The following is a 22,009-nucleotide window of genomic DNA, read 5'->3' as shown; positions in this document are numbered from 1 at the left end:
CGGTCAGGGCTTGATCGCGCCCAGCGTCGCCAGGATCAATCGGATGTCGCCCATCAGGCTGGCGTTGCGCACGTAGTCCGCCGCCAGCCCCAGCTTCATCGGCATCACCACCTCGACGTACTCCCGCTCGGGATCCGCCGCCTTGGCCAGCAGCTCGCTCTCGTTGCGGAAGCTCAGCGAGGCCGGATCGGTGATCCCCGGCCGCACCGACAGCACCACCTCGCGCAGCCCCGCCGGGTACAGCGCGACATAGCGCGGCACCTCGGGGCGCGGGCCCACCAGGCTCATCGCGCCGCGCAGCACGTCCCAGAGCTGCGGCAGCTCGTCCACCTTGCTCGCCCGCAACCAGCGGCCGCTGCGCGTGATGCGCGCGTCCTCGCCGATGGTGATCTGCGGGCCGAGCTTCGGGGCATCCACCCGCATGGTCCGGAACTTGTGGATGCGGAAGGGCTTGCCGTGCCGCCCCACCCGCTCCTGCCGGAACATCACCGGCCCGCGCGAATCCAGCTTGATCCACGCCGCCACCGCCACCAGCAGCGGACTCAGCAGCAGCAGGCCCAGGCCCGCGCAGACGATGTCGAAAAGTCGCTTGGCCATCGGCCCATCCACCCGCGCGTCAGCGTCCCAGGCTGCGGCGCACCGCGTCGACGACGCGCTCCACCTGCGCGTCCGTCATCGCCGTGTACAGCGGGATCGTCACGGTGCGCTCATACGCCTTCTGCGACTCGGGGAACATCTCGGCCGTCAGGCCGTAGCGTTCCTTCCAGTACGGGTGCTGGTGCAGCGGCACGTAGTGCACGCTGCAGCCGATGCCCAGCGCGAACATGCGCTCGATGAACTCGTCCCGCGTCACCGTCGCCGCGTCGCTCAGGCGCAGCACGTACAGGTGCCAGCTGTGCACGTCCTCGTTGGGGGCGCGCGGCGGCAGGATCAGCGGCAGGTCCGCGAAGGCCTCGAAGTAGCGCGCGGCGATCTGCTCGCGACGCGCCTGGAAGGCCGGCAGCCGCTTGAGCTGGTGCAGCCCCAGCGCCGCCGCGATGTCGGTCAGGTTGTACTTGAAGCCGGGCGCGACGATCTCGTAGTACCAGCTCGGCGTCTTGGCCGTGAAGCGGTCGAAGGCGTCGCGGTTGATGCCGTGCAGACGCATCACGCGGGCGCGCTTGGCCAGCTCCGGGTCGCGCGTGACCAGCATGCCGCCCTCGCCCGTCGTCATCGTCTTGTTGGCGTAGAAGCTGAACACCGTGGCGTTGCTGCCCATGGTACCGATCAGCTCCTTCTCCAGCGTCGTGGGCAGTGCGTGCGCCGCGTCCTCGACCACCTTCAGGCCATGCTTGCGCGCGATGTCCAGCAGCGTCAGCATGTCCACGGCCAGGCCGGCGTAATGCACCGGAATGATGGCCTTGGTGCGCGGCGTGATCTTGGCCTCGATCTGGTCGATGGCGATGTTCATGGTCGCCGGGTCGATGTCGACCAGCACCACGTCGGCGCCCATGTAGCGCACCACCTCCGCGGTCGCGGTGAAGGTGTGGGTCGTGGTGATGACCTCGTCGCCGGGGCCGATGCCCAGGGCCTCCAGTGCCAGATGCAGGCCGGCCGTCGCGGAGTTCACCGCCACGCATTCGATCTGCGAGTCGCCGAGGAACTCGGCGAAGGCCTGCTCGAAGCGCTTGGCCTTGGGACCCGTCGTGACCCAGCCGCTGCGCAGCGTGTCGACGACCTCGGCGATCTCCTCCTCGCCCAGCTGGGGCAGCGCGAAGGGCAGGAAGGGCAGCGGCTCGCCGCCGGAGTTCTGGTCTTGGCTCATGGTGTCTTGGTGATCAGCGCCAGCACGTGGCTGCGCAGCAGTGGAATCGTGTTGAGGACGCGATAGGCGGCGGGGTGCACGCGGCAGGCCGCGCGCGCGATCGGGGGCGCCAGCGTGACGCGGCGCACCGTCGCCCGCCCTTGCGGGAACAGCGCGCGCACCCGCGCCAGCGGCACGCCCCGGACGTCCGGGTTGCGCGGATTGTCGACGATGAAGTCGTACCAGAGCACCGCCCCGCCCGGCTTCAGCCAGCGCCACATCGCGTCGGCCAGCCGCCGCTGCAGGGCGTCGTCCAGGATGGACGAGAACACCGTCGACTGCAGCACCAGGTCCTGGCTGCCCGGCTCCACCGCCGCCTGCGAGGCGTCGCCCGCCAGCAGCCGCAGCTGCTGCGGCAAGGCGGCGCGGGCCGCCTCCAGGCGCTCGGGCAGCAGCTCGATGCCGGTCAGGTGCTGGGGCAGCGCGCCCAGCCGCAGCAGGTCCATCAGGTTGCCGCCGGCGCCGCAGCCGACCTCGGTCATGCGCCACTCCGAAGGGGGCAGCGGACCGTCCACGCCCGCCAGGCTGGAGCCCGGCGCGGCGCGATGCGCGGCCAGCAGCCGCAGCGTCGCGGCCTGGCGCTCGTGCAGCATCTGCCAGACCTCGGGGCGCAGCAGGCTGTAGCGCTCCAGCCCAGCGAGCCGCTCGTCGCGGCGGGCATAGCGCTGGGCGATCGCCTGAAGTTCTCGGTCCTGGGTCATGTCGTCGTCGGCGTTGCCTGGGTGAAGACTGCGTGGATCGGGACTGCGGGACTGCGGAAAGCGGACCTGCGCGGGACGGACGGCTGAGATCGTTCCGGAGCGGGTGACCTGTGGTGCCGAGGCGACGAGCCTCAGGACACCGCGTCGATGAAGCGCTGCGCGAGCACCGGATAGGTGTGATTCGCCAGGACGAATGCTCTGCCCCGCTCGCCCATCGCCTCGCGCTCGGCGGCGGGCACGGCGGCCAGGCGCAGCAGACCGTCGGCCACGGCCTTCGCATCCTGCGGCGCGACGGTCAGACCGGCGCCGGCCTCGGCCACCGGATCGTTGCCGGCCTCCACCGAGTGCAGCACCGGCCGCTTGGCCATCATGTAGTCCATCAGCTTGTTGGGCGCGATGCCGAAACGATAGATCGGCGTGCGCTGCCAGCCGATGTAGGCGATGTCGAAGCCCTTGAGCAGCGAGGGGATCTGCGCCTTCGGGATGGGCGGGAACATCGCGACGTTCGTCAGCCCTTCGTCGCGCACGCGCGCTTCGAGCTTCTCGCGCAGATGGCCGCCGCCGACCAGCACGAAGCTCATCGGCCGGTCCTTCACCAGCTTGGCGGCGTCCAGCAGGACATCCAGCGCGTTGGGCTCGCCCATCGAGCCGGCATAGCCCACCACCGTGCGGCCCGCCGCGCGCAGCGCGACCAGATGCGCCTGCACCGCGGCGTCCAGGGGCTCGCCGTGCTCGCTCCATTCGTCCAGCGTGATGCCGTTGGGGACGATGTGCAGCTTGTTCAGGTCCAGCCCGTGCTCGGCCATGTGGCCGTGCACCTTGGGCAGCATGGACACGACCACATCGGCATCGCGGTAGGCATCGTTCTCGGCCTTCTGGCAGAGCATCGCGAAGGGGTGGCGCGGCGACATGCCGGACAGCTCGATCGGCGAGAGCGGCCACAGGTCGTGCACCTCGTAGACCAGCTTGGCCTTGGCCAGGCGCGCGATGCGGCGCGCCACCCACACGTCCATCGGGTAGGTGCTGGAGGCGATCACCACGTCTGGCTCGAACTCGCGCGCCAGGATGTCGGCATCCTTCCAGACCTGCCGGCAGAAGGACCAGATGTTCTTGACCCGGCCCATGCCGTTGCCCTGGTACTCGGGGGTCTCGTAGAAGTGGTAGTTCACGCCGCTCATGCGCGCCATGCCGGGATCCGGCTGCGTCGTGCGCACGTGCGAGTAGGACGCGCCCAGGATCAGCACCTGGTGGCCGGCCTTCACCCACTCGCGGGCCAGGTAGAAGGGGCGGTATTCCATGCCGTGCTTGGGCGAGCCGGCGTAGTGATTGATGAGCAGCAGCTTCATGGGAACGTGGAGAGGATCGGCGCTTGGGGGCAGGCGGTGGGAGGCGGACTCGGCGGGAACTCGGCGGACATGGGGCGCGGGCGCTCAGGCCCGCTTCAGGCGCTCGATGAATCGGGAGACGGCGGGGCCGAACATCGCGTGCTCCGCGATCCACGCCCGGTTGGCGGCGCCGAGGCGGTCCGCGTCGACGGACTGGCCGCCGACATCGGCTTCGCCGACCAGCAGTTGCAGCCGGTCCGGCAAGGTGGCGAGGTCCTCGTCGTGCTTGAGGATCAGCCCGTGACGGCCCAGCAGGGTCTCGGGCTGGACGAGTTCCAAGCTGCCCGCAGTGCCCAGCACCTCGTGATTCGCGGGCAGGTCGGACAGGATGGGCAGGCACTCGTGCGCCATCGCCTCGAGCACGGACACCGACACCGAGTCGCTCTCCGGCAGGCTCAGGAACCAGCGCGCATGCGCATAGCGGCGGCCCTGCGCCGTGGCGTCCAGGCGGCCGGTGAACTCGATCCGGTCGGCCAGGCCGAGCGAGCGGGCCTGATCCTCCAGCGCGCCGCGCAGCGAGCCGTCGTTGGCGACCACCAGGCGCGCCTCGGGCCGCTTGGCGGCGATGGCGGCGAAGACCTCGATGACGCGATGCGGTTGATAGATCGGCTCCAGCCCGCGGTTGGCGAAGAACAGCCAGGGCTGCTTGCGCACGTTCTGCTTGGGCATCTGCTCCAGGCCGAAGGGGAAGGTCATGACCTCGGCAGCGCCGAGCTCGCGCATGCGGGCCGCCATGTGCTCGGAGTCGGAGGTCGTCACCGCGCAGGCCTTGAGCACCTGCGTGGTCAGCCAGCGATAGGCCCAGCCCTGATTCGGGGTGACGAGGATGTCGCTGCCCCAGGCGGAGCCGGCGATGCGGGCGCGCAGCTTCCAGCCGCGGCGCGCGGCCCAGGCCAGCGTGCCGTGCGAGGTCAGGTAGTGCGCGTGCAGCCAGTCGGCGTCGACCTTGCGCAGCCAGGCGCCCAGCGCGGGCAGCTGCTTGAGCACCGCGATGTTGCCGCCCGCGTGCGAGGGATCGGTGCCCAGCGCGAGCCGGCGATCCTCGGGGATCAGGAAGTGGAACTCCGGCGCGAAGCCGCGCGTGGACGCGGCCCAGAGCTCGAGCTCGCGCTGCTGCGAGAGCGCGCGGGCCCATTTCAGGAGGTGGGGACTTTCGCCGTCCCCGATCAGGACCAGTCTCATGCAGGCACTCCGTGGCGGTCCAGGCGCGGCGCGGCGCCGCGGACCAGCCATCCCAGGTAGATCGCGAAGTAGAGGGGCAGCAGCACGGCGATGGCGCCGAGCGCGGTGGTCAGATCGCCGCCGCGGCTCAGCACGATCGCCACCGGCAGCACGTAGAGCGCGTTGCCGATCAGGCTGAAGACGAGCGCGCCCTGCTGGCGGCCGGTCACCATGGGCGTGACCGTCAGCGGCGCGGCGATGAAGTGGGCGGCGACGTAAGGCGCGAGCCAGCGGCCGTACTCGCCGGCGCGGGCCCAGTCGGCGCCCAGCAGCCAGCCGAAGAAGGCCGGGCCGGCGGCCATCAGGAAGAGCATGCAGGGCAGCGCGACCATCGCCAGCAGGCGGATCGCGCGGATCAGGCGCGGGCGCAGGTCGACGCCGCGCTGCCAGTCGCGGGCGAGCTCGCCCAGCAGGGCCTCGGACAGCGCGCCGCCGACCAGCGTCGCCGGCGCCTTCACGAGGCGCACCATCAGCGCGTAGTAGCCGGCCGTCGCGGCGTCGGCCCAGGCGGCGATGAGCGCGAGGACCAGGGTTTCCTGCGCCGCGTTGACGAAGGCATGCGGGCTGTTGAGCAGCGGGAACTGCTTGTAGCGCCAGGCCAGGCGGCGCAGGTGGCGCCAGTGCCAGGTCTTGCCGGACTCGTCGAGCCGGGTGGCGCGGCGCCAGCGGCTGCCGCGCTTGAGCAGCCACAGCGGCGCGAGCAGCGAGGCCAGGCTCTGCGAGAGCACGAGCGCCGCGACGCCGGCGAAGCCGCCCAGCGCGGCGACCGCCTGCGCGGCGGCCATCACGCCCTGCTGCAGCACACGGGCCTGGGCGATGACGCCGATGTTGTTCTGGCGGTTGTTCCAGAGGCTGAGCGCCTGTTGCAGACCCGCGAGCGCGACGACCGGCGCGAGCATCAGCAGCCACGGGTCGAGCGCGTCCAGCGAGACCCAGCGGCCGCCGAGCTTGGCGTGATGCGCCATCGCGAGGTGCCAGGCGCCGGCGCCGACGGCCGTCACGAGGCCCATCGCGAGCGCGATCCAGAGCGCGAGCTGGAGCACCAGCGCGGCCTCGCCGTCGCGGCGGGGGATGACGATGGCGTACTCGTAGCGCGCGTTGGCGATGGTCGCGAGGTTGGCGGCGAGCGCCACGAACAGCGCCCAGTGGCCGAGCGCCTCCGCCCCATACCAACGGGTCAGCAGCGGCGCGGCGAGCATCGGAATCGCCTGCGTCAGCAGCGAGGCGCTCGCCAGTTGAGCGAAGCGGCGGCGGAGGCTCATCGAGCGCCTCCGAAGCGCTCGGCGATCGCGCGCACGGCGGCGCGCTGCGCGGCGCTGAGCCGCGCGTGGCGGCCCAGCGGCAGGTTGAGCACGGTGCGAGCAGCGCGCTCGCCATGCGGGCAGTCGCCCTCGGCGTAGCCGAAGCGGCGGCTGCCCTTGGGATGGACCACGTCGTCGAACCAGGTGCCGCCGACGATGCCGGCCTGAGCGAGCGCTTCGATCGCGGCATCGCGTGTGGCGGTGTCGGGCAGCAGCACCGGATAGCGGAGCAGCACGGCACCCGCGGTCGATGCCGGTCGCTCCCATCCCGGCAGATCGCCGAGCAGCGCGTCGTAGTCGGCGGACTGCGCGCGACGCAGCGCGTGGATCTCGGCGAAGCGGCGGGCTTGGGTGAGGCCGATCGCGGCGCTGAGCGGATGCAGGCCGGCGCGGTAGTCGGGTTGGCTGTCGCCGGCGATCTCGCTGTCCGGCGTCTTGGCGACGACGCCCAGCATCCGCGACGGCGTGCGCAGGATCGCGACCAAGGCATTCAGCGCCGGACGCGGCAGGCTCATCGTGAGCCGATGCCAGCTCAGCGTGAGCAGTTGCTTGACGACGGTCGAGGTCGACGGCGCATGCAGCGCGGGGCGCTTGGCCTCGAACGCGGCGAAGCGCTCGCGCAGCGCGGCGTCGTGGACGACGAGCGCGCCGCCCGTGCCGGTCGTCAGCGGCTTCGAGTACTCGAAGCTGAAGAAGGCCGCGTGACCCAGCGTGCCGGCGACACGGCCGCGACCGTGGCCAGGACCGCCGGCACCGACCATCCCTGTGCTGACCTCGTCGCCGGAACCCGAGTGCTCCGCCGCGTCGTCGGACTCGACGCCGCCCCACGCATGGGCAGCGTCCTCGACGAAGACGACGTCGGGATGCTTCGCCCGCAACAGGTCCAGGCCCGCCGTGACGACACCGAAGTTGTGCGGCACCACCACCATCCGCGTCCTCGCGCCGATCGCGGCGGACCAGTCCTCGGCGCTCGGGTTGAAGCTGTCGGCGGGGATGTCGACATAGCGGACCGTCAGCCCCAGGTGCATGAACACGTTGGGCACGACCACGCAGGTGTAGCCGGGCAGCAGCACCTCCGAGCCGGCCGGCAGCTCGAGCGTCGCGGTGAACGCGTGCAGCGCCGCGCGGCCGCTGCCGAAGAGCTTCAGCTCGTCAACGCCGATGCCCAGGCTGCGCGCGAACGCGGCGCGGAAGTCCTCGCCGCTCGCGTGACCGCGCCGCAGCCAGTGCAGCAGCGCGGCGGGCAGGTCACGCCAGCGCAGCGCGCCGGCGACATGACCCTTCATGAGCCGCTCGACGGCACGCTCGCGCCGTCGGTGCCGTCATTCCTGTCGATGCGATGCAGCGGCCGTGCCGGCACGCCGCCATAGACCCAGCCCGAGGCCAGGAGTCCACGCACCACCGCATGCGCCGCGACGACCACGTCGTCGTCGATGACGCTGCCCGGCAGCACCGTCACGCGGGCGCCGATGAACACGTTGCTGCCGATGCGCACGTCGGCGCGTCGATAGGCCTCGCGGAAGAGACCGGTGGCGGTCACCGCGTTGGATTCGCAGAAGACCATCAGACCCGGGCCGATGGCGACGTCGTCGCCGATGGACAGGCGCTGTCCGGCGACCAGCAGATAGCCGCCCGGCGCGATGTGGCTGCGCGCGCCCATCGTGAAGCGGCCCTCGCCGGTGGCGAGCACCTGCACGTCGCGATAGAGGATGGAGCCGTCGCCGATGGCGCTCCCTGCCCCCGAGCGCACGCGCGCGCCGGGATGGATCCGCACGCCCGCGCCCACGCGCAGGCCCAGCCACGCCGCGACCCGCGCGCCCAGTCGCGCGCGCACCGCATCCAGCGTGTAGCCCAGCAGCGCCATCGGGTGTTTGCCTCGCGTGTCCGGATCAGGTCAGCGCGGCGCGCAACGCGGCGACGACCTGGTCCTGTTGCGCCTCGCTCAGGTCCGCGCTCATCGGCAGGCTCATCACGCGCTGCGCGGCGGCCTCCGAATTCGTCAGCGGCGTCGCGATGCGGCAGCGGTTCTCATAGGCGGGCTGACGATGCAGCGGCTTGGGGTAATGCACTGCCGTCGGAACGCCGGCCTGCTTCAGCGCCTCGACCACCGCCTCGCGGCGGTCCACCTGCACGGTGAACTGCGCCCAGACGCAATCGCGGTCCTCGCGCACGGCCAGTCGCTGCAGCGGCAACTCTCCGATCAGCTGCTGGTAGCGCTCGCCGATGGCCAGGCGCCGGGCGATCTCCCAGTCGAAGCGTTCCAGCTTGCCCAGCACCACCGCGCATTGCAACGTGTCCATGCGACCGCCGACGCCCACCCGCGTGTGCGTGTAGCGCTGGCTCTGGCCGTGGACGCGGATCTCGCGCGCGGCTTGGGCCAGCGCGTCGTCGTCGGTGAACAGCGCGCCACCGTCGCCATAGCAACCCAGCGGCTTGCTCGGGAAGAAGCTGGTCGCGCCCCAGGTCGACAGGCCGCAGCTCTTGCGGCCCTTGTAGCTCGCGCCGAAGGACTGCGCCGCGTCCTCGATCACCGGGATGCCGCCGTGCTTGGCCGCCACCGCGTTGATCGCGTCCATGTCGCAGACCTGGCCGTAGAGGCTCACCGGCATGATGGCCTTGGTACGCGGCGTGATGGCCGCCTCGATCAGCATGGCGTCGAGATTCAGACTGTCCGGCTCGATGTCGACGAAAACCGGCACGCCGCCCAGCAGCACGATGGTCTCGGCCGTCGCGGCGAAGGTGAAGGGCGTGGTGATGACCTCGTCACCGGGCTGCAGGTCCAGCGCCATCAGCGCGATCAGCAGCGCCTCGGTGCCGCTGGCGACGGTGATGCAGTGCTTGGTGCCGGCGTAGGCCGCGAGCGCGGTCTCGAGCTCCTTGACCTCCGGACCCATGATGTATTGGCCGTGGTCCAGCACGCGCTGGATGCGCGCGTCGATGCTGGGCTTGAGCGCCGCGTACTGGGCCTTGAGATCGATGAAGGGCAAGCTCATGCCTGAGGCTCCGTGGCATCCACCAGGCGCAGCGCCCGGTCGTTGAGTTCGTAGACATCGCCGCTGGCCGGGCAGGCCGCGCGGCCCTGGCCCTGGACCGGCAGATCGAGCTTCTCGCCGTGGCGGCTCATCCAGCCGATCTGGCGGGCCGGCACGCCGACCATCAGCGCGTAGGGCGTCACGTCGCCCTTGATCACGGCACCGGCGCCGACGAAGGCGTAGTCACCGACGGTCGCGCCGCACACGATGGTGCAGTTGGCGCCCAGCGTCGCCCCGCGCTTGATCAGCGTGCGGCGGTATTCGTTCTTGCGGGAGACCGCCGAGCGTGGGTTGTAGACGTTGGTGAAGACCATGGACGGGCCGCAGAAGACGTCGTCCTCCAGCGTCACCGCGTCGTAGACCGACACGTTGTTCTGAATCTTGACGTTGCGGCCGATCGTCACGTCGTTGCCGACGTACACGCCCTGCCCCAGCGAGCACCCGTCCCCGATGCGCGCGCCCGCGCACACGTGGCTGAAGTGCCAGACCTTGGTGCCCTCACCCAGCTGCGCGCCCTCGTCGACGAGGGCGCTGTCGTGCTTCCACCAGCCCATGTCAGAACACCAGCGGCAGGCCGACGCGCTGTCCGTCGCGCGCGCTGCGGTAGCAGGCGATCAGCAGCTCCAGCGAGCGCAGGCCCTCGTAGCCGTCGACCTGCGCCTGCGCCTCGCCGCGCAGCGTCTGGATGACGTTGTCGTAATAGGCCGCGTGGCCGAAGCCGTAGACGCTGGTGGTCTCGTAGCTGGCGTTCTTCACCAGCTCGTCGTCCGGATGCGGGGTGTCGAACTGCCAGTGCTCGATCTTGTTGACCGCGGTGCCGCCGATCTTGACCGTGCCCTTCTCGCCCAGGATGGTGATCGAGCCCTCCAGGTTCTGCGGGTAGGTCAGCATCGTGACGTTGATCGACGCCAGGCCGCCGTGGCGCAGGCGCAGGCTCATCACGCCGGTGTCCTCGGCCTCGATGTCGCGGTCCAGCGTGGCGGTGTAGGCGTGCACGTTGTCGACCGGGCCGACCAGCCAGTCCAGCAGGTCCACGTAATGGCTGGCCTGGTTCATGAAGGCGCCGCCGTCCATGTCCCAGCGGCCGCGCCAGCGGGCGGCGTCGTAGTAGCTCTGCGGGCGGGTCCAGAACACGTTGACGGTGCTCATGAAGATCCGGCCGAAGCGGCCCTGGTCCAGCGCCTTCTTGACCAGCTGCACGGTGGCGTTCAGGCGGTTCTGCTTGACGACGAAGAGCTTGACCCCGGCCTCGCGGCAGGCGCGGACCATGGCCTGGCCTTCCTCGAACTTGGTGGCCATCGGCTTCTCGCTGAGCACGTGGCGGCCGGCCTGGGCGCAGGCGATGGCCTGCTGGGCATGCAGGCCGCTGGGCGTGGACAGCACGATCAGGTCGGCGTCCGAGCCCGCCAGCAGCGCCTGCAGCGAGTCGAAGCCGCGCTCGGGCGGCAGGCCGGTCTGGGCCAGCGCGGCCTGGACGGCCTCGGGACGGATGTCGCAGACGGCGACCAGCTCGGCGCGGTCCTGGTGGCGGGCCAGCGCCTCGACGTGGTTCTTCGAGATGCGGCCACAGCCGACCAGGGCGACACGGACCGGGCGGTCCAGGAGGGGGAACTGAGGCATGAGACGCGGGATCACGGGGATCGCAGGGGTTCCCGCGCGCGGGCGGGCGAAGCGCCGGATTTTACGAGCCGAAATGGCGATTCCCGCGCCGCCTGCCGCCCGGACCGCGGCTGGAGCGTCGCGAGCGCCTAAAATCGCGCCCTGCCTTTTTTGCAGCCCACGATGAGCCAGCCCCAAGACCCCCAGACCGGTGCCGACCAAGCGGCACCCGCCCAAGACGAGAACAAGCTGATCGCCGAACGCCGCGAGAAACTCGCCGCGGTCCGCGAGAAGGCCAAAGCCCAGGGCGTCGCGGCCTTCCCCAACGACTTCAAACCGCAGCACCGCGCCCAGCCGCTGCAGGCGCAGTACGGCGAAGTCGCCAACGAGGCGCTGGAGCCGCAGGCCGTCCAGGTGACCGTGGCCGGCCGCATGATGCTCAAGCGCATCATGGGCAAGGCGAGCTTCGCCACGCTGCAGGACGCGACCGGCGCGATCCAGCTCTTCCTGTCCAAGGACGCGCTGGGCGAAGAGGTCTACGCCGACTTCAAGCACTTCGACCTGGGCGACATCCTGGGCGCCGAGGGCACGCTCTTCCGCACCCGCACCGGCGAGCTGTCGGTCAAGGTGACGACGCTGCGCCTGCTGACCAAGTCGCTGCGCCCGCTGCCGGACAAGTTCCACGGCATGGCCGACCAGGAGCAGAAGTACCGCCAGCGCTACGCCGACCTGATCTCGGACGGCAAGGCGCGCGACCGCTTCGTGGCGCGCTCCAAGGCGGTGTCGTCGATCCGCTCGTACATGGTCGACAACGGCTTCCTGGAAGTCGAGACGCCCATGCTGCACCCGATTCCGGGCGGCGCGAACGCCAAGCCCTTCATCACGCACCACAACGCCCTGGACCAGGAGATGTACCTGCGCATCGCGCCGGAGCTCTACCTGAAGCGCCTGGTGGTGGGCGGTTTCGAGCGCGTGTTCGAGATCAACCGCAACTTCCGCAACGAGGGGATCAGCGTCCGGCACAACCCCGAGTTCACGATGATGGAGTTCTACGCGGCCTACTGGACTCACCAGGAGGTCATGAGCTTCACCGAGGAAGTGATCCGACACGCGGCCCGCGCCGCGACCGGCAGCGCGCTGGTGACCTACGCCGGCAAGCCGGTCGACCTGGAGAAGCCCTTCACCCGTCTGTCGGTGCGTCAGTCGCTGATCGTGCACGCCGGCGTGACCGAGGCCGAGGCGGATGACGCCGAGGCGCTGCGCGCCAAGCTGAAGGCGCTGGGCGAGGAAGCTCCGGCGCACTGGGGCCTGTCGGCGCTGCAGTTCGGCATGTTCGAGGCGGCGGTCGAGGAGAAGCTCTGGGAGCCGACCTTCATCGTCGACTACCCGGTCGAGGTCTCGCCGCTGGCGCGCGCCTCGGATGCGGACCCGACGATCACCGAGCGCTTCGAGCTCTTCATCACCGGCCGCGAGTACGCGAACGGCTTCTCCGAGCTGAACGACGCCGAGGACCAGGCCGCGCGCTTCCAGTCGCAGGTCGCCAACAAGGACGCGGGCGACGAGGAGGCGATGTTCTTCGACGCCGACTTCATCCGGGCGCTGGAGTACGGCATGCCCCCGACCGGCGGCTGCGGCATCGGCATCGACCGCCTGATGATGCTGATCACGGACAGCCCGTCGATCCGCGACGTGATCCTCTTCCCGGCGCTGCGCCGCGAGGGTTGACGTGACGGGGGGCCCGCGGGCCCTGCCGCCGAGCCGGACAGGCGTCCGGGCGGCCCCAACGCAAAAGGGACACCGATCGGCGTCCCTTTGCTTTTGGTCTCTGCCCCGATCGCCGGCCGGCGCATCCGGCGGTGTCGATGGGGCCGACCCGTGAGGGCCCTGCGAGGCCTGGCCTTACTTGGCGGCGTTGACCGGCTCGGTCGAGCCACCCTTCTTGGCGGTCTTCAGCGCGGCGGCCTTGGCGGCCAGCTGCTGGGCGCTCGGGGCGTTGATGCCGTTGCTCAGGCCGCTCACGCCAGCCTGGTCGGCCGACAGGGTGGCGACTTCGCCGGAGTCACGGGCGGCTTGCAGCTCGGCGATCACTTCGGCGCGGGTCTTCTCGACGGGCTCGGCGGCGAAGGCGGCACCGGCGGACAGCAGGGCGGCGGCGATCAGGGTGAACTTGTTCAGCGTGTTCATGGCGGTTCCTTCAGGGGTTTGTGGCACCGGACTCCGCACTCCGCGTCGTCCATGGGCTGAACTCTAGGCGGTCCACCCTAGGGGAAACACTAGCCATTCCGGAAAGATCCGTTCGCCGATCGTCAACAATCGCCCAGTTGAGCGCTGACCGTACAGCGGCAAGGGTCAAGGATCGCTGACACATTCATGCAATTCGGCGACGCTCGCCGAACCGGGCCACCCTCTGTGATCACGCGTCGCGGCGGCCCCGGGCTTGCTCACTTGTGCTTGAACGCCGGCGCCCGCTTGGCCAGGAAGGCGTCCATGCCCTCGCGCTGGTCGTCGGAGCCGAACAGCGCGTGGAAGTAGCGGCGCTCCACCGCGACGCCGTCGGTCAGCGGGCCCTGGTAGGCCAGGTTGACCAGTTCCTTGATCAGCATCGTCGACGGGCCGCTGAAGCCGTTGATGGTCTCGGCCGCGGTCAGCGCCTCGCTCATCAGCTGCTCGGCCGGCACCACGCGCGACACCAGGCCGGCCCGCTCCGCCTCGGCGGCGTCCATCATGCGGGCCGTCAGCAGCATGTCCATGGCCTTGCTCTTGCTGACCGCGCGCGGCAGGCGCTGCGTGCCGCCCGCGCCGGGGATGATGCCCAGCTTGATCTCCGGCTGGCCGAAGCGCGCCGTGTCCGCCGCGATGATGAAGTCGCACATCATCGCCAGCTCGCAACCGCCGCCCAGCGCGAAGCCCGCCACCGCGCCGATCACCGGCTTGCGGATCTCCAGAATCGTCTCCCAGTTCTTGGAGATCAGCCCGCTCTTGAACGCCGACATGAAGGTGTGCGGCGCCATCGTCGGGATGTCCGCGCCCGCCGCGAAGGCGCGCTCGCTGCCCGTCAGCACGATGCAGCCGATGCCGTCGTCGGCGTCGAACGCCCGCAGCGCGCGGCCCAGCTCGTCCATCAGCGGATCGCTCAGCGCGTTCAGCTGCTTGGGGCGGTTCAGCCGGATCAGGCCGGTCTTGCGCTCGCCGGTGCCGACGACTTCGACCAGGATGTTCTCGAAGGGCGTCTCGGTCAGGACTGGGGTCATGGGGGTCTCCGTTGAATGCGGGCAACTATAGGGGCGACGAGGCCGGCGCCGCCGTCGGGCCGGACGCCGCTCCCGACGCGGGCGCGGCCGCGGCCATCGCCTGACGCGGCGGGCGCTTGAGCACCAGGTCGATGTGGGTGCGCGGATCCCGCGGCCGGTCCTGCCAGATCCGCACCCGCACCGGCATGAACTGCAGCGAGGGCGCCAGCCAGAACTCCGCCTGCATGTCGCCGCGCGGGTCATCCATGTCGGAATCGATGTGCCATGCCGGGATCGGTCCCAGCGGCGTCGCCACGTCCTCCAGGTCGCGCACCTTGTAGCGCCACAGGTGCACGTTGCGCGGCAAAGCCAGCGGCTGCTGGATGAGCTGATCGCCCTGGGCGACCTGCCGGCCGGTGAGGAACATCCAGGTCAGTTGCACGAACTGGCTGGCCGCGTCCTGCGTGCCATCGGCCACGGGCTCGCGCCGGCCGTCGGCCATGCGCACGCCGCCGACGTCGAAGAGCAGCGTCGCATGGCGATTGCCGCCGGCGAGACCGCCGGTGACCTCGTCGAAGCGCCGCGGCGCGAGGCCCTCGGGCGTGATCTCGCCATCGCTGCTCAGGCGTCGCGACATCAGCGGCGCGATCGACGGCCCCACCCAGGCCTCCAGATGGACCTGGTAGTGCGCCCCGCTGCGCAGCCATTGCACGCGCGCGTCGCCATAGACGGGGCCGCGGAAGTCGCCGGTGAGCTGGTAGTCGAGCTCGGTCGACAGCGGCCACTCGACGCCCGGGATGAACTCGCCCACCGCGTCCGACACCGCCAGCGCGGACGGCGCGACCAGTGCCCGCACCTCGGGCGGCGGCGGCGCGCTCGCGGCCTCGTCCCTCGACAAGGGCGCGAGGCCGTCGGTCGACGCGGGCGTGGGGCTCAGCTTTGGCGGCGGGGTGCCGACCTTGCCTTGGGTTCCTTGGGGGGGCGGTGGCGGCGGGGCCTGCTGGAGCTCGCGCACGAAGGCGGCCTCCAGCCGGTCCGGCTCGGGGGTCTCCGGCATCCAGCGGTCGTGCAGCCCCTGCGCGCCGCGCAGAAGCAGCAAGTGGGCCGCGAGCACCGCCAGCGTCAGCGCGCCCAGGCCGAGCGCGCCACGACGGGCGCGCGGACTCAGCCGCCCAGCCATGCGCGGCGCAGGCTCTGCGCCCGCGCCGGGGCCTTGTCCAGCAGCCCCAGGCAGACGGGACGCGCGGCGCCCTCCTGCGTGGGAAGCGCCAGCGTGAGCGTCAGCATCCGCTGGTCGCGCGCGACCAGCAGGGTCAGGTGTTGCGGGTCCTGCTGGTCCAGCATCAGCGGCAGGTCCTCGAGCTTGCGCACGCGCCAGCCGTTGCAGGCGATCAGTTCGTCGCCGGCGCTCAGGCCGGCCGCCAGCGCGGCGCTGTCCAGCAGCACCTGCTTGATGGTGATCGCGCCGTCGCTCTCCGACACGCGCAGGCCCAGGCGCTGCGCCAGCGTCGGCTTGTCATGGCCCCAGCGCACGCCCATGCGTTCCAGCAACTGCGGCAGCGGCAGGTCGTCGGTGCCGTGGACCCAGGTCGAGAGCGACTGAGCGGCCAGCTCGCCGCCCAGGTCGGTCAGCTTGCGCAGGATCTGCGCCTCGCTCACCGGACCGCCGCCGCTCTCCTTCCAGAGCCCCCGCATCAGCTCGTCCAGCGAGGCGGTCTTCTCCGCGCCGCGCAGCGTCAGGTCCAGCGCCAGCGCCACCATCGCGCCCTTGGCGTAGTAGCTCACCACCGCGTTGGGCGTGTTCTCGTCCTGGCGGTAGTACTTGGTCCAGGCCTCGAAGCTGGAACGGGCCACGCTCTGATGCTTGCGCCCGGGCGCGCCCAGCACCTGGGTGAAGGTCTGCGCGATCAGCTTCAGGTAGCGGGCCTCGTCGATCAGGCCCGAGCGGACCAGGAACAGGTCGTCGTAGTAGGAGGTGAAGCCCTCGAAGAACCACAGCAACTCGGTGTAATTCTCCTGCTCGTAGTCGTAGCGCTCGAACACGTCGGGACGCAGGCGCTTGACGTTCCAGGTGTGGAAGTACTCGTGGCTGATCAGGCCCAGCAGCTTGACGTAGCCGTCGGAGACCTCGTTCTGGCCCAGCCGCGGCAGATCGCGCCGCGACGCGATCAGCGCCGTGCTGGCGCGATGCTCCAGGCCGCCGTAGCCGTCGTCCACGCAGTTGAGCAGGAAGACGTAGCGGTCCATCGGCGGCCGGCTCTTGTGGCAATGCCAGAACGCGATCTGCGCCTCGCAGATGCGCTGGGCGTCGCGCAGCAGGCGCTCGCCGTCGAGGATCGGCAACGCGCCGGAGACGATGAATTCATGCGGCACGCCCTCGGCGACGAACTCGCCGCGCCAGAACGGTCCCAGCTCGAAGGGATGGTCGGCGAGCTCGTCGTAGTCGGCGGACTCGAACTGCTGCGACGCGCCCTCCACCGCCCGCATCGCCGTGCCGATGTCCCAGCCCTTGGGCAGGCCGGCGATCTCGATGCGGTGGGGGAGCGACTCCTTGCCATGCACGCGCAGGCACAGGCTGGTCGGGTTGAAGAAGCCGCGCTGCGCGTTCAGGAAGGCCGCGCGCACCGAGGTGTCGAAGGCGTAGACCGGATAGCTCACGACCAGCGCGCCGCGGCCGGCGCAGTCGAACGCCCAGGTGTTCTTGGAGACCTGGCGCACCGGCACCTCGCGCTGCCCCTGGCGCGCGGTCACGACGCCGACATGGCGGGAGAACTCGCGCACCAGGTAGCTGCCGGGGATCCACACCGGCAGGCTGAGCGTCTGTGAGGCCTCGGGGGCGGGCACCGTGAGCGTCACCTCGAAGCGGTGCGCATGCAGGTCGGAAACGGCGACGCGGTAGTGGATCGCGGCGGTGGCCGAAGCGGTGGGGGAAGTCATGGGGGACAGCCTACCAAGACTGGCCCGGCCTGACACGGAGGCCGGACCCTGCGGGGCGTTACTCGTTCATCGGGCGCTCAGGGGCAACCCGCGGTCCACCGCGGTCGCCCCGGGCGCGCTCAGGTGCCTTGGGCGGCGATGAAGCAGCTCAGGGCCGCCACGGCGCTGAGGCGGAATCGCAGCGTCAGCCAGGCGGAGGCGCCCAGCGACGGGTACAGGCGGCGATCGACCAGGTAGCAGACGATCAGCAGGAAGCCCTCGACGACCAGCCCGGCGTAGGCCGGCATGGTCGAGGCGATCCAGGCCAGCAGCGCTGGAGCGACGCCCCAGATGAAGGGGGTCGGGGACGGGACGGTCTGGCGGAAGCCCAGGCCCCAGTGGATCGCGCCGAGGAAGGAGATCACGACCGCCGCGTAGCGCGACAGCCCGTCGGTGACGTAGGGATGCGCGTCCTCGCGGACCAGCCACACCAGCGCGGCGCCCAGGATGAAGGGGATCAGCCCCGCGTAGCCCAGCCGCAGCGCGACGGGATTGACGCCGCGCGCCGGCGAGGCGGCGGCGGAGGAACTGGAGGACGGGGCGGTACGGTCGTTCATCGCTCAGGCGCCGGGGGCGCGGTGGGCCGCGGGAAATCCGCGTGGATCAGGACTTCTTCTCGAGCGACTGCAGACGCTGCTCGAGCTGTTCGGCGGAGATCGCGCCGGGGGCGCGGCTGCCGTCCTCGAAGAGGATGGCCGGCGTGCCGTTGACGCGGATCTTCTGGCTCAGCGCCAGGTTGCGGTCGATGGCGCTGGCGTCGCACTTGCCGTCGGCGCGCGGCAGCGCGGCGCCGTCCAGCATCCAGTTGCGCCAGGCGATGGTGTTGTCCTTGGCGCACCAGGCGGCACGGGCCTTGTCCGGCGAATCACCGCCCAGGATGGGGATGACGAAGGTGTAGACCGTCACGTTGTTGGCCTCCTGCAGCGACTTCTCGAAGCGCTTGCAGTAGCCGCAGTTCGGATCCGCGAACACGGCGATGCGGCGCTTGCCGTCGCCCTTCTTCCAGACGATCGCGTCCTTGAGCGGCAGCGAGGAGAAGTCGATCGCGGTGATCTTGTTGACGCGGTCCTGCGTCAGGTTGCGCTTGTTCTTGAGGTCGAGGATCTCGCCCTCGATCAGGTACTGGCCGCTGGCGTCGGTGTAGCGGATCTCGGAGCCGATGCGCACTTCCCACAGGCCGGTGATCGGGCTGGCGCGCACCTCGTCGATCTTGATCTCCTTGGGCAGGACGGTCGCGAGGTTCTTGCGGATGGTGTCCTCGTTGGCCTGCGCGGTGCAGCCGAACAGGGCCAGGGCGGCCATCGCCAGCGGCAGGGCCAGGGTCTTGCGGGAAACGTACTTCATGGTCGCCTTCATTCGGTTCGGATCGGGCCGGTCATGCGCCGCGCGGATCGCGCGCGGCGATGGTGGGATTGTGTCGTTCACTGGCCCAGCGCGCGCGCCGTCAGCCACTTCTTCAGGGGGCCCGCGCGGTCGACCAGCCGCAGGCCGTCATTGCGCAGGCGCGCGATCACCGGGATTTGACTGGCGAATCCGCGCAGCAGGCCGTCGGTGAGCTCGCCCATCGCCCAGGTCGGCACGATGCGGGCGCGCTCGTAGCGGCGCAGCAGCTTCTCGTCGCCCAGGCCGCGCCAGGATTCCTTGGCGGCGATGACGTCGGCCAGGGCTTCCACGTCGGCCAAGCCCAGGTTCAGGCCCTGGCCGGCCAGCGGATGGACCAGGTGGGCGGCGTCGCCCAGCAGCACCCAGCCGGGACCGCACAGGCGGTCGGCGCGGCACAGCTGCAGCGGCCAGGCCTGGCGCTCGCCGGCCAGCGACAGCGTGCCGGCGAGGCCGCCGGTGGCCTCCAGCAGCGCCGATTCGAATTCCGCCTTGCCGGCGGTCAGCATCTGCTGCGCGCGCTCGCGCGGCAGCGACCACACCATGCCGTAGCTGTGGCCGGGCTCGGGGCGGTCGAACGGGAGCAGCCCCAGCACGTCGGGGGAACGGAACCACTGCCAGGCCTGGTTCTGATGCGGCTGGCTGGACGTGAGGCGCGTGGCGACACCCAGGTGGCCGTAGTCGTGGCGCTCGTAGCGGACGCCGAACTCCTGCGCCGCGCCGGTGTCGCGGCCCTCGCACAGCGCCTGCAGGGTGGCGGGGACGGCCTCGGTCACGCGGTGCACGTGAGGGGCGAAGCGCAGCGCGGCGTCGAGCTGGTCCTCCAGCGCCGCCGCATCGACGATGTGGCAGAGCTCGCCGGCGCCCTGCTCCCAGGCGCTGAAATGCAGGGCGGCGCCGGCGCGGTCGCCGTGGATGCGCATGTCGTGCACGGGCGTGCGGGCATCCTCGGCCAGGGCTTCCCAGACACGCAGCCGGGTCAGCAGCGCGACCGAGGCGGCATTGAGCGCATAGGCGCGCACGTCGCCGGAGCGGGTCGGGGCGCTGGGGCGGGCCAGCAGCGCGACGCGGTATCCGCGGGCACCGAGCGCCAGGGCCAGGCTGCGGCCGACGCAGCCGCTGCCGCGCACGAGGACGTCGAACTTTTCCATGGCGGGGGATTGTAGGCAGGGGGCTGGGGTCTCCCCGCGCGGGCCGACTAAAATGCGCGCTTCGCGCCGCGGGCGTCGCCATCGGCCCACAAGCGCCGGCGGGTTGACGGAACCCTCTGGCCGCCCATCCTCAAGTTCCCGAAAGCCTTCCCATGAGCCTCAAATGCGGCATCGTGGGCCTGCCCAACGTCGGCAAGTCCACCCTCTTCAACGCCCTGACCAAGGCCGGCATCGCCGCCGAGAACTACCCCTTCTGCACGATCGAGCCCAACGTGGGCGTGGTCGAGCTGCCGGACCCGCGCCTGGGCGCGCTGGCCGAGATCGTCAAGCCCGAGCGCATCGTGCCGGCGATCGTGGAGTTCGTGGACATCGCCGGCCTGGTGGCGGGCGCGTCCAAGGGTGAAGGTCTGGGCAACCAGTTCCTGTCGCACGTCCGCGAGACGGACGCGATCGTGAACGTGGTGCGCTGCTTCGAGGATCCGAACGTGATCCACGTGAACGGCAAGGTCGACCCGATCGCCGACATCGAGGTGATCCAGACCGAGTTGTGCCTGGCCGACCTGGGCACGGTGGAGAAGAGCCTGCACCGCTACAACAAGGTGGCGCGCGCGGGCGACAAGGACGCCATCGCGCTGGTGAAGGTGCTGGAGAAGTGCCAGGCAGCGCTGGACCAGGCCAAGCCGGTGCGCACCATCGACTTCAGCAAGGAAGAGCTGGTCATCCTGAAGCCGCTGTGCCTGATCACCGCCAAGCCGGCGATGTTCGTCGGCAACGTGGCCGAGGACGGCTTCGAGAACAACCCCTTCCTGGACCGCCTGCGCGAGTACGCCGCGGCCCAGAACGGTCCGGTGGTGGCGATCTGCGCCAAGACCGAGGCCGAGCTGTCGGAGATGGAGGACGAGGACCGCGCGATGTTCCTGGCCGAGATGGGTCAGGACGAGCCGGGCCTGAACCGCCTGATCCGCGCCGGCTTCAAGCTGCTGGGCCTGCAGACCTACTTCACCGCCGGCGTGAAGGAAGTGCGCGCCTGGACCATCCACATCGGCGACACCGCCCCGCAGGCGGCCGGCGTGATCCACACCGACTTCGAGCGCGGCTTCATCCGCGCCCAGACCATCGCCTTCGAGGACTTCGTCCAGTTCAAGGGCGAGTCGGGCGCCAAGGACGCCGGCAAGATGCGCGCGGAAGGCAAGGATTACGTGGTCAAGGACGGCGACGTGCTGAACTTCCTGTTCAACGTCTGAGCCAGATCCGATCCAGCCCGGGGCACCCGCCCTGGGCATGACGAGAAACGCCCGCTGTCGCGGGCGTTCTTCATTCCGGCCGAGGAGAGCATCAGCGCGGCGCAGGCCGCCGCGCGAAGATCAGGACTGCTTCCAGCTGTCCATCAGCACGCGCGCGTGATCGCGCGCGGCGCGCTTGATCTTGGTCACCTCGTCGGGACCGAACTGGTCCCAGCCCAGCTTGCTCAGCAGGGTCCGCTTGCCCAGCGAGAACACCATCACCTGCCCGCACAACATCATCACGCGCATCGGCAGCATGGGGTCCGTCGGTCGCAGGCCGCAGTAGCGCGCCACCAGCCGCGCCGACACCTCGCCCATGCGCGGCCGCACGGTGCTGTCGAAGAGCGCGAACAGCACGCCCGGCGCATGGCCGACCTGCTCGTGGGCGATGAAGAGCCGGCGGTACTCGGCGTCGTCGGGCAGCAGCTGGAAATCGGTCAGCGCGTCCAGCATGTCGCCGAACGCGCCGAAGACCTGCTCCGGCGTCGCCGCCGGATCCTCCAGCACCGCCTCGGTCCGCGCCACCACCGGCGCGAAGTGGGCCCGCGAGCTCTCCGCGATGTACTCGGCGCAGGCGCGGTACACGCCTTCCTTGTTGTCGAAGTAGTACTGCAGCGCCGGCGCATTCACCCCCGCCGCCTTGGCGATCTCGCGCGTCGACGCGCCCTCGAAGCCGCGCTCCGCGAACAGCCGCATGGCCACTTCGATGATGCGTCGACGCGTCTCCTCGCCCCGGGCATAGGAGGCTTCGGCGCGGTGGCGGGGCGAACGGGCGGGTCGATCGGAGGCGTCTGTCATGGCGGGGGTACGGCTGGCCACCCCGGTGCGGTCGCAAAGGCGTGGCGCGTCGACATCAAGGCCGCGTGAAGGCCAGAAGGAGGAAATCGCACACCTCGGCGCGCGCCGG

The 22,009-nt window shown here is 70.6% G+C and carries 21 protein-coding genes; 2 read left to right on the top strand and 19 right to left on the bottom strand.

What is annotated here, in order from left to right; genetic code table 11:
- Positions 1-3: 3 nt before the first annotated feature.
- The 11 genes from MCHT01_RS12915 to MCHT01_RS12865 all read right to left on the bottom strand — a co-directional run bounded on the left by MCHT01_RS12915 (position 4) and on the right by MCHT01_RS12865 (position 11,103).
- A complete protein-coding gene (locus MCHT01_RS12915; RefSeq protein WP_067065706.1) occupies positions 4-597 on the bottom strand; it encodes a sugar transferase in 594 nt (197 codons plus the stop codon).
- Positions 598-616: 19 nt separating this feature from the next.
- Positions 617-1,804, bottom strand: coding sequence for a DegT/DnrJ/EryC1/StrS family aminotransferase (locus MCHT01_RS12910; protein WP_067065705.1), 1,188 nt, complete (start codon positions 1,802-1,804; stop codon positions 617-619).
- Positions 1,801-2,544 (bottom strand): class I SAM-dependent methyltransferase, encoded by a 744-nt coding sequence (locus tag MCHT01_RS12905; RefSeq protein ID WP_067065704.1) that lies wholly within the window; start codon positions 2,542-2,544, stop codon positions 1,801-1,803. Before MCHT01_RS12905 ends, MCHT01_RS12910 begins: the two co-directional genes overlap by 4 nt.
- Positions 2,545-2,675: 131 nt before the next feature.
- Complete coding sequence (locus MCHT01_RS12900; protein WP_067065703.1) at positions 2,676-3,890, bottom strand: glycosyltransferase family 4 protein; 1,215 nt, start codon at positions 3,888-3,890, stop codon at positions 2,676-2,678.
- Between the two features lie 84 nt (positions 3,891-3,974).
- Positions 3,975-5,111: a glycosyltransferase gene (locus MCHT01_RS12895; RefSeq protein ID WP_245643257.1), complete on the bottom strand. Its 1,137-nt coding sequence runs from the start codon at positions 5,109-5,111 to the stop codon at positions 3,975-3,977.
- The gene (locus tag MCHT01_RS12890; RefSeq protein WP_067065701.1) at positions 5,108-6,412 is read right to left on the bottom strand and encodes a lipopolysaccharide biosynthesis protein; all 1,305 of its coding nucleotides are present in this window, start codon (positions 6,410-6,412) and stop codon (positions 5,108-5,110) included. Before MCHT01_RS12890 ends, MCHT01_RS12895 begins: the two co-directional genes overlap by 4 nt.
- A complete protein-coding gene (locus MCHT01_RS12885) occupies positions 6,409-7,737 on the bottom strand; it encodes a DegT/DnrJ/EryC1/StrS family aminotransferase (RefSeq protein ID WP_067065700.1) in 1,329 nt (442 codons plus the stop codon). The genes MCHT01_RS12890 and MCHT01_RS12885 overlap by 4 nt, the downstream gene beginning before the upstream one ends.
- Positions 7,734-8,315 (bottom strand): acyltransferase, encoded by a 582-nt coding sequence (locus MCHT01_RS12880; RefSeq protein ID WP_067065699.1) that lies wholly within the window; start codon positions 8,313-8,315, stop codon positions 7,734-7,736. The genes MCHT01_RS12885 and MCHT01_RS12880 overlap by 4 nt, the downstream gene beginning before the upstream one ends.
- A 25-nt stretch (positions 8,316-8,340) precedes the next feature.
- On the bottom strand, positions 8,341-9,438 hold the full coding sequence (locus MCHT01_RS12875; protein WP_067065833.1) for a DegT/DnrJ/EryC1/StrS family aminotransferase: 1,098 nt from the start codon (positions 9,436-9,438) through the stop codon (positions 8,341-8,343).
- 2 nt (positions 9,439-9,440) lie between these two features.
- The gene (locus tag MCHT01_RS12870) at positions 9,441-10,037 is read right to left on the bottom strand and encodes an acyltransferase (protein ID WP_067065698.1); all 597 of its coding nucleotides are present in this window, start codon (positions 10,035-10,037) and stop codon (positions 9,441-9,443) included.
- Between the two features lies 1 nt (position 10,038).
- Positions 10,039-11,103 (bottom strand): Gfo/Idh/MocA family protein, encoded by a 1,065-nt coding sequence (locus MCHT01_RS12865; protein ID WP_067065697.1) that lies wholly within the window; start codon positions 11,101-11,103, stop codon positions 10,039-10,041.
- A gap of 162 nt (positions 11,104-11,265) precedes the next feature.
- On the opposite strand from MCHT01_RS12865, the gene lysS reads away from it, so the two are divergent.
- Positions 11,266-12,807: a lysine--tRNA ligase gene (lysS, locus tag MCHT01_RS12860; RefSeq protein WP_067065832.1), complete on the top strand. Its 1,542-nt coding sequence runs from the start codon at positions 11,266-11,268 to the stop codon at positions 12,805-12,807.
- Positions 12,808-12,981: 174 nt separating this feature from the next.
- On the opposite strand, the gene MCHT01_RS12855 is transcribed toward lysS, so the two are convergent.
- From MCHT01_RS12855 to MCHT01_RS12825, 7 genes are all read right to left on the bottom strand, one after another.
- Positions 12,982-13,266 (bottom strand): DUF4148 domain-containing protein, encoded by a 285-nt coding sequence (locus tag MCHT01_RS12855; RefSeq protein WP_067065696.1) that lies wholly within the window; start codon positions 13,264-13,266, stop codon positions 12,982-12,984.
- Between the two features lie 257 nt (positions 13,267-13,523).
- Positions 13,524-14,333: an enoyl-CoA hydratase gene (locus MCHT01_RS12850; protein ID WP_067065695.1), complete on the bottom strand. Its 810-nt coding sequence runs from the start codon at positions 14,331-14,333 to the stop codon at positions 13,524-13,526.
- A 25-nt stretch (positions 14,334-14,358) separates the two neighbouring features.
- Positions 14,359-15,492 carry a DUF3108 domain-containing protein gene (locus tag MCHT01_RS12845; protein WP_067065694.1) on the bottom strand — a complete coding sequence of 378 codons (1,134 nt, stop codon included), beginning with the start codon at positions 15,490-15,492 and terminating at the stop codon, positions 14,359-14,361.
- The gene (locus MCHT01_RS12840; protein ID WP_067065693.1) at positions 15,477-17,249 is read right to left on the bottom strand and encodes a M61 family metallopeptidase; all 1,773 of its coding nucleotides are present in this window, start codon (positions 17,247-17,249) and stop codon (positions 15,477-15,479) included. The genes MCHT01_RS12845 and MCHT01_RS12840 overlap by 16 nt, the downstream gene beginning before the upstream one ends.
- Positions 17,250-17,368: 119 nt before the next feature.
- The gene (locus MCHT01_RS12835) at positions 17,369-17,845 is read right to left on the bottom strand and encodes a DUF3429 domain-containing protein (RefSeq protein ID WP_067065692.1); all 477 of its coding nucleotides are present in this window, start codon (positions 17,843-17,845) and stop codon (positions 17,369-17,371) included.
- 46 nt (positions 17,846-17,891) lie between these two features.
- Positions 17,892-18,632, bottom strand: a complete 741-nt coding sequence (locus tag MCHT01_RS12830; RefSeq protein WP_084452565.1) for a DsbC family protein — start codon at positions 18,630-18,632, stop codon at positions 17,892-17,894.
- A 77-nt stretch (positions 18,633-18,709) separates the two neighbouring features.
- Positions 18,710-19,819, bottom strand: coding sequence for an FAD-dependent monooxygenase (locus MCHT01_RS12825; protein WP_067065691.1), 1,110 nt, complete (start codon positions 19,817-19,819; stop codon positions 18,710-18,712).
- A 152-nt stretch (positions 19,820-19,971) separates the two neighbouring features.
- On the opposite strand from MCHT01_RS12825, the gene ychF reads away from it, so the two are divergent.
- A complete protein-coding gene (ychF, locus tag MCHT01_RS12820; RefSeq protein ID WP_067065690.1) occupies positions 19,972-21,063 on the top strand; it encodes a redox-regulated ATPase YchF in 1,092 nt (363 codons plus the stop codon).
- A gap of 120 nt (positions 21,064-21,183) precedes the next feature.
- Here ychF and MCHT01_RS12815 read toward each other — a convergent pair whose 3' ends face one another.
- A complete protein-coding gene (locus MCHT01_RS12815) occupies positions 21,184-21,900 on the bottom strand; it encodes a CerR family C-terminal domain-containing protein (RefSeq protein ID WP_067065689.1) in 717 nt (238 codons plus the stop codon).
- Positions 21,901-22,009: the final 109 nt, after the last annotated feature.

Source organism: Mitsuaria chitosanitabida ATCC BAA-476 = NBRC 102408 (assembly GCF_001598255.1).
In the GTDB taxonomy this organism is placed as follows: Bacteria; Pseudomonadota; Gammaproteobacteria; order Burkholderiales; family Burkholderiaceae_C; genus Roseateles; species Roseateles chitosanitabidus.
The sequence above is the reverse complement of the archived record's forward strand: the minus strand, read 5'-3'. Positions and strand labels throughout refer to the sequence as shown.

What these genes read in the sequence shown, in the direction of transcription:
- MCHT01_RS12915 (WP_067065706.1), bottom strand. Translation starts at nt 597, where the DNA reads ATGGCCAAGCGACTTTTCGACATCGTCTGCGCGGGCCTGGGCCTGCTG.
- MCHT01_RS12910 (WP_067065705.1), bottom strand. Translation starts at nt 1,804, where the DNA reads ATGAGCCAAGACCAGAACTCCGGCGGCGAGCCGCTGCCCTTCCTGCCC.
- MCHT01_RS12905 (WP_067065704.1), bottom strand. Translation starts at nt 2,544, where the DNA reads ATGACCCAGGACCGAGAACTTCAGGCGATCGCCCAGCGCTATGCCCGC.
- MCHT01_RS12900 (WP_067065703.1), bottom strand. Translation starts at nt 3,890, where the DNA reads ATGAAGCTGCTGCTCATCAATCACTACGCCGGCTCGCCCAAGCACGGC.
- MCHT01_RS12895 (WP_245643257.1), bottom strand. Translation starts at nt 5,111, where the DNA reads ATGAGACTGGTCCTGATCGGGGACGGCGAAAGTCCCCACCTCCTGAAA.
- MCHT01_RS12890 (WP_067065701.1), bottom strand. Translation starts at nt 6,412, where the DNA reads ATGAGCCTCCGCCGCCGCTTCGCTCAACTGGCGAGCGCCTCGCTGCTG.
- MCHT01_RS12885 (WP_067065700.1), bottom strand. Translation starts at nt 7,737, where the DNA reads ATGAAGGGTCATGTCGCCGGCGCGCTGCGCTGGCGTGACCTGCCCGCC.
- MCHT01_RS12880 (WP_067065699.1), bottom strand. Translation starts at nt 8,315, where the DNA reads ATGGCGCTGCTGGGCTACACGCTGGATGCGGTGCGCGCGCGACTGGGC.
- MCHT01_RS12870 (WP_067065698.1), bottom strand. Translation starts at nt 10,037, where the DNA reads ATGGGCTGGTGGAAGCACGACAGCGCCCTCGTCGACGAGGGCGCGCAG.
- MCHT01_RS12865 (WP_067065697.1), bottom strand. Translation starts at nt 11,103, where the DNA reads ATGCCTCAGTTCCCCCTCCTGGACCGCCCGGTCCGTGTCGCCCTGGTC.
- lysS (WP_067065832.1), top strand. Translation starts at nt 11,266, where the DNA reads ATGAGCCAGCCCCAAGACCCCCAGACCGGTGCCGACCAAGCGGCACCC.
- MCHT01_RS12855 (WP_067065696.1), bottom strand. Translation starts at nt 13,266, where the DNA reads ATGAACACGCTGAACAAGTTCACCCTGATCGCCGCCGCCCTGCTGTCC.
- MCHT01_RS12850 (WP_067065695.1), bottom strand. Translation starts at nt 14,333, where the DNA reads ATGACCCCAGTCCTGACCGAGACGCCCTTCGAGAACATCCTGGTCGAA.
- MCHT01_RS12845 (WP_067065694.1), bottom strand. Translation starts at nt 15,492, where the DNA reads ATGGCTGGGCGGCTGAGTCCGCGCGCCCGTCGTGGCGCGCTCGGCCTG.
- MCHT01_RS12840 (WP_067065693.1), bottom strand. Translation starts at nt 17,249, where the DNA reads ATGACTTCCCCCACCGCTTCGGCCACCGCCGCGATCCACTACCGCGTC.
- MCHT01_RS12835 (WP_067065692.1), bottom strand. Translation starts at nt 17,845, where the DNA reads ATGAACGACCGTACCGCCCCGTCCTCCAGTTCCTCCGCCGCCGCCTCG.
- MCHT01_RS12830 (WP_084452565.1), bottom strand. Translation starts at nt 18,632, where the DNA reads ATGAAGTACGTTTCCCGCAAGACCCTGGCCCTGCCGCTGGCGATGGCC.
- MCHT01_RS12825 (WP_067065691.1), bottom strand. Translation starts at nt 19,819, where the DNA reads ATGGAAAAGTTCGACGTCCTCGTGCGCGGCAGCGGCTGCGTCGGCCGC.
- ychF (WP_067065690.1), top strand. Translation starts at nt 19,972, where the DNA reads ATGAGCCTCAAATGCGGCATCGTGGGCCTGCCCAACGTCGGCAAGTCC.
- MCHT01_RS12815 (WP_067065689.1), bottom strand. Translation starts at nt 21,900, where the DNA reads ATGACAGACGCCTCCGATCGACCCGCCCGTTCGCCCCGCCACCGCGCC.